A 6,650-nucleotide genomic window follows, 5' to 3' on the forward strand; every position below is an offset into this window, starting at 1 on the left:
AACTAGAGCCTATGTAGACAAAAAGCCTGATGACTGAACCTTATGGAGGCTCTGTCTACAGGCTTTATTTCTGGATAGGCGGCTCATCCTCAATCGGAATTTCAGCTATATTCGCCTCTGTGTTCCGAGTAAAGAAAGCGAGGATGGGACGAGGAAGCGGAACTTCTGCAAGGACCATTCCGGCTAGGATAAATGCCGAGCCTGTAATGGCAGCAGGACCAAGCAGGGCACCGTTCCAGGCAAAGTCACCGATGACGGCAAAGATAGGCTCGGTGGCAAAAATGAGTGCGACATGTGCAGGCGTTGTGTATTTAATGTAATGTGTTTGGGCGATAAAGGCAAAAACGGTTGCGAGCAAGCTCGTAATCAATAGGGACATAATGACTATCGAGCTGCTGAAGACGGCGGCCTCTATGGCTGGTTCAAACAGTATGGATGAAATTCCGCTCAGCACACCAACCGTTAAGCACTGGATAAGGACAAGATTGGCTGTGTCAGCCTTGGTTGTATATTTGGCTGTATAGACGAGCTGCAGTCCGAAGCAGATAGCACAGATAAAGGTTAGGACATCTCCCAAGTTAATCGCGGAGAGGTCGGAAAAAGCCATGATATATAAGCCTGCAACGGCAAGCATTGTACCGAAAAGTGATTGCAGCTTAGCTCTATGTCCCAAAATGATAAAGGTCAGAAAGGGAACTAAGGCGACAGATAATCCTGTAATAAAGCCTGACTTGCCTGAGGTGGTATAGAGCAGGCCGTACGTTTGCAGGGCGTAGCCTGCAAATAGGAGTATGCCAAGGATAAGGCCGTACTTCAATTGCCCTGTTAATTTCTTCAGCTGTAGGGGCTTTGCCGGGTTGAATTGTAAATAGAGCCATAATAGTAGAGCCGCAAAACCAAACCTTAAGCCGTTAAAGGCGAAGGGAGGCAAAGTGACGATTGCATCTTGGATGATGACGAATGTTAATCCCCACACCATTGCGACGCTTAGTAAAATTGAATTGGCAACCCAGCGATTTCCTGCCATGTGTATTCCTCCGTGTTCTCGTATGATTTTTCCATTTTAGTGATTTTCTCACTATTTTGAACTTTCATCAAGTAAAAGTGATTTAGTTAGCAGGCAGATGGCGGATGGCATACAGGGCTGCCTGTGTCCGGTCCTGCAGGCATAGCTTCGATAAAATATTGGACACATGTGTTTTGACGGTTTTCTCACTGATAAAGAGAGCAGCCGCAATTTCTTTATTGCTTTTCCCATTCGTGATTTCCCCCAGAACTTCTTTTTCCCTGGCCGTCAGAGTTTCGAGCAATTGATGTTCCGGACTTTTTCTTGTGTTAAGGGCGGATAATAAGCCTTCAGTTACCTTTGGGTGAATTTGCTTCTCGCCATCCATCAGCTTCATAATGGCTCGTATAACCTCATCCGGGTCATTTTCCTTTAATAAATAGCCGGCTGCACCAGCCTCAAGGGCAGGAATGGCATGATTAGAATCAGAGAAGCTCGTCAGGATAAGAATCTTCATGTCAGGCTGCATACGGAGGATCTCCTTGGTTGCGGCAATGCCATCCATAATGGGCATGACTAAATCCATAAGAATAATATTAGGCTGCAGCTCTATGGCTTTCGTGACAGCTTCCTGACCGTTTGCTGCTTCACCAATGACCTCGAATCCACTATGGCTCGCCAGCAGCAAGCTCAGCCCTTTTCTAACAACCGAATGATCATCAGCAATAAGAATTTTGATTGGCATAGATTTTTCCCTCCTATTTTAAATGGGCAGTTCTATTACAAGAGTGGTGCCGTTTCCCCGTTCGCTGTTCATCGCTATTTTTCCATGAAGGCTTTTTACTCTTTCCTCCATGCTTTTCAGGCCGAGGCTGGGTAACCAGGCATTCTCCGTATAATTAAAGCCAATGCCTTCATCTGAAATCGTCATTTCTACTGAATCAGGTTTGAAGTGAAATGCTACATGGACTGTGCGTTCTCCTGAATGTTTTAAGGTATTGTGGAAGGCCTCCTGGGCAATCCGCCATAGGGTCTCCTCCTGGAGGGAGGAAAGCATCGAAACACCCTCAACGGATACATGGACGGCTAAACCAAGCATTTCTCCATATTTCTTCACCGAGCAAGCCAATCCTTCTACCAATCCTGCTGGCCGCAGCTGCCAGATGAGTGCTTTCATTTCTGCTTGGGCATGCTGGGATAATTTCTGGATATCTGCCATGATTTCCTTGATTGGCTCCTCCTTCGCTAACCGATTCCCTGCACTTGCCGTTACATTAATGGAGTAGAGCATTTGATTAACGGAATCATGCAAATCCCGCGCTAGGCGGTTGCGTTCTTCGGCGATTTTGATTTCCTGCTCCTTCATGGTCAGGTGAATCCGTTTTAAGGCGGTCCCGATTTGATAGGCAATAGATTCTAAGAGGGCAAGCTCGTGCTCTTCAAACGTCTCTTTATTCTTCACAGCGACATTTAATAATCCGAATTGCTCCTCGCCAGCCTTTAAAGGGACCGTCGCATGATAGACAAGTCCATATGTATCGCCCCAGTTCCCATTGCGGGCATTTTCCAGACGCTTACATTCTATTATATTAGATGCCTTTGTTAACGTCCCATTTCGAAACCGGTTGACACACCAGCAATCCCCCTCAGTAAGCGCATGATGCTGCGGGTTCGTAAGAGCAGGAGGCAGCGACTCGGCAGCAGCCAGCTCATAGCTTCCTTCGTGATTAATCAGAAAGATCCAGCCTGCTTCAAGCGAGGTCAGCTGGAGCAGCTTTCGCAAACAATCTCCGAGCATTTTTTTTAGCTCAGTGCCTTCATTCAATGTTTCGGCAATCCCCTTTAATAGCTCCAGTTCGGATAGAAAGATATCCCGTTTCATTTTCCCGTCTCCTTAAAGAATCGTTTGTTATTATTATACAGTTTTGCAAGGGAGTACAACTAAAGTTGTAGAAGGTTTCCTTCTAATCACTGATACTCGATTGCCGGAAGATTCCGTACCATAGATGTAAGAACAGTTATGGAAAGGAAGCGAGTATCATGAAAACAATTGTCATTACAGGCGGCTCGAAAGGACTTGGGAAGGCTTTAGCTCATGCGTTCTTAAAAAAGGGGAACCATGTTGCGGTTTGTGCAAGGGGAGAGGAGGGGCTGGAGCGATTGCGTCAGGAGACACAAACGTTTTCGGGTGAGCTCCTTGCGGTGGCAGCGGATGTGTCCATCGAAAAGGATGTGGAGCGATTTATTTCTATGACGGAGCAAAGATTCAGCCGGATTGATGTGCTCATCAATAACGCAGCCATTCTCGGTCCAAGTCCGATGCCTTTATTGCTTGATTATCCGAACAGGGATTTCCTTCACGTCCTAAAGGTGAACATCCTAAATCCTTTTCTCGTCACGAAGCGCGTACTGCCCGGCATGCTCGTTCAAGGGAGCGGGTCAATCATTAATATCACCTCAGAGGCTGGCGGGACTGGTTACGCAGGCTGGGGAGCCTATGGAATATCAAAATTCGGAATAGAAGGGTTAACAGAAACCTGGGCGGATGAATTAGCAGAAACGGCCATCCGTGTGAATATGGTTGACCCAGGGAGCATGGACACAGAGATGCATCATCTAGCCGTGCCGGAACGAGATTATGAGCTGCCAAAGCCGGAGGAAATATTGGATGTCTTTCTTTATCTTGCCTCTGATGATTCGCTTTTGGTTACAGGCAGACGCTTTGAAGCGCAGCAATTCGATGGCGGGGCGAAGGAATGATGAGGGCTGTGGAGCAACCATTCCATCTGCCTGCTGACTTGAATGCTAGTTCCCCTCCAGAGGAGCGCGGGTTGAGAAGAGATCATGTGAAGCTGATGGTTCTTCAAAAGGAAACAGGAGCGGTAGCCCATGATGTCTTTTGTCATTTAGGCGATTATTTGCAAAAGGGCGATTTGCTCTTATTAAATAATAGCCGTACCCTGCCTGCTGTGTTAAAGACTATTTGCGGCAAGGAGGTGCGGCTGGCAAGGAAATGGGAGAATGGCGATTGGGATGTGCTCGTTATCGATGAGGGTACTAAGGAAGGTGACAACCTCCACTTTCCTGGTAAATTAATGGCCAAGGTAATCAACAAGGTGGAGGGTATGCCGCTCTGGACTGTCTCGTTTAATCAGGCGGATGAGCTGTTTTATGATTGGCTTTATCGCTTTGGTGAGCCTATCCGCTATGAATATATTGATACACCCTGGGAGCTTGAGAGGTATCAAACCGTATATGCATCTGTACCTGGTTCGACAGAAATGCCTTCAGCAGGAAGAGCCTTTACTTGGGAGCTGCTTTTTGATCTCCAGAAGAAAGGGGTTCAGCTAGGTTTCTTGCAGCTTCACACAGGCTTAAGTGATTTTCTCGATGACCATTACCCCGTTAGACCAGAAGGGAATCCGGAGTATTATCATATTCCGGCAGAGACGCTCAATTGGATTCAAGGAACAAAAAAAGAGGGAGGAAGAATCATTGCTGTGGGAACAACGGTAGTCCGAGCAGTCGAATCAGCCATTCTAACTGGCAAAGCCTCAGGATTCACAAATCTATTTATTGGTGAGGATTATCAGCGGCGGACAATTGATGGCCTATTAACTGGTTTTCATGAAGCTGATGCAAGCCATCTTGATTTGCTCTCTTCCTTTATCGATTCTCATAAATTGATCCATGCTTATGAGATGGCCATTCAGAATAGGTATTTATGGCATGAGTTTGGAGATATGAATTTAATCATATAGGAGGGATGGGATGGAGTTTCATCATCTCGGTCTTGAGGTGAATTCTTTAGAGGAATCACTAGAATTCTATATACATCTATGCCGATTTCAACTAGAAGAGGAACTGACGTTAGCCGGGGAGCGGATCATCTTTCTAACGAAGGGGGAGCTGCGGCTGGAACTTACCGAGAATAAAGAGACATCTAGCTGGCATATTTGCTTTGAGGTCAAAGAGTTCCCGGCGCTTTTGCCGGGTGCTGCTGATTATCAAAAATATGAAAATGGCTGGGAATCAGCTTTTTTTCATAGTCAAGATGGTCATTTGATTGAGCTCCTAAAAAGGAATTGAATGTTTAGGACTCGAATATAGTTTGGGGTGGACGGATAAGAAAGGAGAGGAGCTTAATGGTGACCATCAAACGATTAAAGGACTGTACACTCCAAGATATACTTTCGGCATGGAATAGAGGGTTTGAGGGTTATTTTGTCCAAATGGAATTTTCCTATGAACAATTCATCAAGCGTATGGCCCAGGAGGAATTATCAGCTGAGCACTCCATCCTGTTATATGATGGGAGAATGCCTGTTGGGATTGTTCTTAACGGGATTCGTGAAGTACATGGAGAGAAGCAAGCCTGGAATGGTGGAACCGGAATCGCTCCTGAATACAGAGGGAGGGGTCTTGGACGTTTAGCTATCGCTGAATGCCTGCGTATTTATGAGCAGGAGGGGGTTAAAAAGGCAACGCTGGAGGCCATCCAAGATAATCACTCGGCTATTCATCTCTATGAAAAAATGGGATATAAACTCGTTGGCCGACTCATGAATTATGTCTGCAAGAATCCAATCCTATTAAAGGACACTTCTTCTTCCTATCGTGCAGAATTCCGCGCTCCAGCGGAAATAGCCAGACTCTCATTCTATGATGAACATATCCCGTGGCAGACACAGCGCAGAAGTATTCCAAATGGAGAAGGGCTTGTTATGATAGACGAGAGTGGAAAAGAATGCGCTTATGCTATCTTTCAGAGGATATGGCAGGAGGATGGCGGTTTGCCTGCAGTTTATCTATATCAGTTAAGAATAGATGCAGAGGCAAAACCTGAAGCGGCTAAGATTCTTCTTGAATCCGTTATGCAATTGAAAGCATCCAGCTTGTATGTCGTTAACCTGCCATTAGGAAATGATGTGATGGTTGAAGCGTTAAAGGAAATAGGCTTTGAAGAGACGATTGGTCAAGTATGGATGGAACGGATTGTAGTTGATTGAATATTCTCCTTTTTTGGTATACTTAATGGGGTAGGAATAAAAGAAAAAGGAGGCATATAAACATGCACGATATCATTGTGATTGGCGGAGGCCCAGCAGGTGCGAGCGCTGCTATTCTGGCAGCGAAAGCAGGGAAGAAAACGGTTGTACTTGATAATGACAAAGGAGTAACAAAACGTGCCTGGTTCGAGAATTTCTATGGAATAGAGGAAATAAGCGGACCGGATTTAATTGCTATCGGCAAGAAGCAGGCTGTGAAATTTGGAGCAGGCTTCTTTGATGAAACGGTTATGAAGATTGAGTCTGGAGAAGACGGCGTGACCGTATTCACTGAAGGCAATTCATTCACAGCGAAAGAGGTCATCATCGCGACTGGGATGCTCGCAACGATCGCAGAGGCTTCCGGTATTAAGACAAAGCCTGGCACAGAGCCGCGCGTGAAGACCATTATTGATGTGGATGCTGAAGGGAAAACGAATATGCCGCATGTATGGGCTGCCGGAACAGTTGCAGGAGAGAGCATGCATGGCATCATTACAGCGGGGCATGGGGCAAAGGTTGCCATCAATGTCATTAGTGAATTGAATGGTGAACGTTATGTAGACCATGATGTGTTAAAAGGATAAGAGGTAGTA

At 45.9% G+C, this 6,650-nt stretch carries 8 protein-coding genes; 5 read left to right on the forward strand and 3 right to left on the reverse strand.

Translation table 11 applies throughout. The features are described from left to right. Window positions 1-64 precede the first annotated feature (64 nt). The 3 genes from ACI35L_RS14185 to ACI35L_RS14195 form a co-directional block, all read right to left on the reverse strand. On the reverse strand, window positions 65-1,027 hold the full coding sequence (locus tag ACI35L_RS14185) for a DMT family transporter (protein ID WP_049671665.1): 963 nt from the start codon (window positions 1,025-1,027) through the stop codon (window positions 65-67). 82 nt (window positions 1,028-1,109) lie between these two features. Beyond that, entirely contained in the window at window positions 1,110-1,751 is a 642-nt protein-coding gene (locus ACI35L_RS14190) for a response regulator (RefSeq protein WP_439803140.1), read from the reverse strand. A gap of 18 nt (window positions 1,752-1,769) precedes the next feature. Further along, window positions 1,770-2,888, reverse strand: a complete 1,119-nt coding sequence (locus ACI35L_RS14195) for a GAF domain-containing sensor histidine kinase (RefSeq protein WP_439803141.1) — start codon at window positions 2,886-2,888, stop codon at window positions 1,770-1,772. A 158-nt stretch (window positions 2,889-3,046) separates the two neighbouring features. On the opposite strand from ACI35L_RS14195, the gene ACI35L_RS14200 reads away from it, so the two are divergent. The 5 genes from ACI35L_RS14200 (at window position 3,047) to ACI35L_RS14220 (ending at window position 6,641) form a co-directional block, all read left to right on the forward strand. Beyond that, window positions 3,047-3,766 carry an SDR family NAD(P)-dependent oxidoreductase gene (locus tag ACI35L_RS14200; RefSeq protein WP_439803142.1) on the forward strand — a complete coding sequence of 240 codons (720 nt, stop codon included), beginning with the start codon at window positions 3,047-3,049 and terminating at the stop codon, window positions 3,764-3,766. Next, window positions 3,763-4,767 (forward strand): S-adenosylmethionine:tRNA ribosyltransferase-isomerase, encoded by a 1,005-nt coding sequence (locus ACI35L_RS14205; protein ID WP_439803143.1) that lies wholly within the window; start codon window positions 3,763-3,765, stop codon window positions 4,765-4,767. The genes ACI35L_RS14200 and ACI35L_RS14205 overlap by 4 nt, the downstream gene beginning before the upstream one ends. 10 nt (window positions 4,768-4,777) lie before the next feature. Then, entirely contained in the window at window positions 4,778-5,095 is a 318-nt protein-coding gene (locus tag ACI35L_RS14210; RefSeq protein ID WP_049671661.1) for a VOC family protein, read from the forward strand. Between the two features lie 56 nt (window positions 5,096-5,151). Beyond that, window positions 5,152-6,015, forward strand: a complete 864-nt coding sequence (locus ACI35L_RS14215; RefSeq protein WP_439803144.1) for a GNAT family N-acetyltransferase — start codon at window positions 5,152-5,154, stop codon at window positions 6,013-6,015. Window positions 6,016-6,077: 62 nt separating this feature from the next. Then, complete coding sequence (locus tag ACI35L_RS14220; RefSeq protein WP_439803145.1) at window positions 6,078-6,641, forward strand: FAD-dependent oxidoreductase; 564 nt, start codon at window positions 6,078-6,080, stop codon at window positions 6,639-6,641. Window positions 6,642-6,650: the final 9 nt, after the last annotated feature.

Source organism: Pradoshia sp. (assembly GCF_051873915.1).
Classification (GTDB): Bacteria; Bacillota; Bacilli; order Bacillales; family Pradoshiaceae; genus Pradoshia.